The sequence below is a fragment of the Roseovarius aestuariivivens genome (genome assembly GCF_004761875.1).
In the GTDB taxonomy this organism is placed as follows: Bacteria; Pseudomonadota; Alphaproteobacteria; order Rhodobacterales; family Rhodobacteraceae; genus Roseovarius; species Roseovarius aestuariivivens.
The window spans coordinates 1-1,991 of record NZ_SJEY01000031.1; the positions used below are offsets into that span (position 1 = coordinate 1).

The 1,991-nt window shown below is 54.9% G+C and carries 2 protein-coding genes; one reads left to right on the forward strand and one right to left on the reverse strand.

Annotation, left to right across the window (positions count from 1 at the left end):
* Positions 1-418: 418 nt before the first annotated feature.
* The gene (locus EZV60_RS18900) at positions 419-1,090 is read left to right on the forward strand and encodes a lysozyme inhibitor LprI family protein (protein WP_135507628.1); all 672 of its coding nucleotides are present in this window, start codon (positions 419-421) and stop codon (positions 1,088-1,090) included.
* A 234-nt stretch (positions 1,091-1,324) separates the two neighbouring features.
* Here EZV60_RS18900 and EZV60_RS18905 read toward each other — a convergent pair.
* Positions 1,325-1,991: hypothetical protein (locus tag EZV60_RS18905; protein WP_210115132.1), on the reverse strand; the 667-nt coding region annotated here is incomplete at its 5' end.

Sequence of the window (1,991 nt, forward strand, 5' to 3'; positions counted from 1 at the left end):
TCTGACTATTGGAAGCTGAATACTGGACATGGTGAAGTCTCCATCCAGCCCTCCCACACCAGGCATCGGCACCCTGCCAACCAGCGCACTTTACTGTCTATGCCTTCATAGAGACCGATCACGCCCATCTCAGACCGCCGTTCAACACAGAAAATGACCGCTTCTGATCAAAGCGGACGTCCGATGAAATTGAGCCTATGACCGCCATGCGGACAAAACAGACCTCGGGCTTTTTGAGCTCAATGTCTGCTTTGAAAACTGTTCGCCTTCATGTGGTAAACACGAGTCAGCAGTTGCCTAGACTGAGTTTCTAATCCGTGTTTGATCAGAAGTCCGCCGGGCTTGACGATATGACGCGAGCTTCGAGAATGGAGACGCCTGTCGTTCGACGATAGCCGCAACGAGTGACGGAGCTGCAATGAGGAATTTGGTTCTGGGCATTTCGCTGGCCGTTTTTACAATTTTCCACGAGAGCGATGCTCTGGCGGAAGGGGGACCAAGTTTCGATTGCGCGAAGGCGAGCACTGCCACGGAAAGGACGATTTGCGACGACCCGTATTCGATGCTCATGGACTGGGAAATCGCGCGGCAATTCGGTGTTCTGCGCTCAATGCACCCCGGCATTGTTGCCGAACAGGTGCGGTGGTTGAAACAGCGGGACCGTTGCCAAGACGACCGCGCCTGCCTCTGGAGTGTGTTATCGGGTCGTTGGGTGGCGTTGGGCCATCGGATCGAAGAAGACCTGGGTATTCCAAAGCTTTCCGGCGTCTACAACTATGTCATTCGTCCCAACGAAATCACAGGCGATCTAACGCTCGCGGCGGGACCCGGTGGCAATTACGGGTTTTTCATTTCTACGGTTACCCTAAGGCGCGGACATCTGTGCGAGATCATCGCAGCGAATGCGAGCCGGGGCGACACCGGCGACGTATCCTGGCGCATTCCTCAGACAGACCGCGCCCTGACATTGACTCCCAGCGAGGATGGGGTGGTAACGCTTGAAATCGAGTACGACGACGAGCGCAGCTTCTGTGGTGCTAGCGCGTATTTGCACGGTCCATATCAGCTTACCGTAGAAGGCGATAACTGATCGCCAATCATGTTGGTCGTCGTTCCCGGCCCTTGCTGGAATAATGACGATGCAAAGCCTGGTTCAATCAATAACCATCAATCAAGCGGGGGAACTCCAAAGTCTTTAGGGCGAAAACGAGTATCTTGACCTTAGGATCGCTGGAAAAGGCTGGTTTGTGGGACGATCTGCAAAAGTCTCCAGATCGAACTCCTAAAGGCGTGTGATCGGTTTGCTCAGGATTTTGACCTATGGCTACCTAAACCCCATTCCCGGTCCGATCGAATATCCAATTCGATCATCCCATGTCGCACCGGCCAACGATCCCGACATTACAGAGTCGATGTCCGTTGCAGGTCCGACACCCCCCATCAAGAACAATGCTGACGCCGGTCTTTCCCGGAGCATCTTCAGGGCGATCTTCTGGATCCGGAGCTTGTAGTTCCAGAACCAGAGCAGGCCATTGCTCTCCAGGAAATCCCTGCCACGTCCTGGCAGACGGTTGTACTGGACGAACTCTTCCATGATCTCCTCCAGAGCCTGCTCCTGGCTCATGCCCTTCTTCTTCGTTAGGTGATCGTAGAGCACCGCCTTGGCAATGAAGTCCCCGTACTGGACAGCCCTGTTCAGGCCCTTGAAGAGGGCCGTGTCCTTTGTCATCAAGACATTCTTTGCGACGGTCCCTGACCATCCAGGCAGCTTGTCAGCGGCCTTCTCCAGGTGATCCACCAGACGACCTTCCCGAATGGCAATATCGCTCTCCGTGAGATCCTCGGAGATCGTGTTGAACTCGCCTGCTTCGAGCAGGGGCTTGATGCTCAGGTGGACTGCCCCCACGGAGTGGTCCAGGTTGATTGTTAGTGCATGACCGGCCTCTGGTCCATCTGGACAATACTTTCCGTTGCGGGAGGCCGGTATCCAA